Source organism: Exiguobacterium sp. UBA6282 (genome assembly GCF_002440475.1).
Lineage (GTDB): Bacteria > Bacillota > Bacilli > Exiguobacteriales > Exiguobacteriaceae > Exiguobacterium_A.
Map to the genome: position 1 here is coordinate 1 of NZ_DJUM01000032.1, position 264 is coordinate 264.

General features: G+C 53.0%; 1 pseudogene. It reads right to left on the reverse strand.

The features are described from left to right. A pseudogene (locus B2751_RS09815) lies at positions 1 to 264 on the reverse strand (methyl-accepting chemotaxis protein); the annotation flags it as partial.

Consider the following 264-nt stretch of genomic DNA (forward strand, 5'->3'; position numbering starts at 1 on the left):
CGTATCGTCGAGTTGGAAATCAAGCGTCAGTTGATGGAGATTACCAGCAATCTTTGCAAGATGCGTAGCGGCAGACGTCACGGATTCGAGTGTTGCGTTCGTTTCTTGAATGCTCGCACTACTCGTCTCAAGACCTGCGGCATTCTCTTCCGTCAAAGCGAGAATCGTCCCCATGGCGTCTGAGACTTCTTCCGTCGCTTGCGTCAACGCATGGATGTCACCGGTCAGTTCTTCTGTCCGGCGTGAGACATGTTGGACGGAACC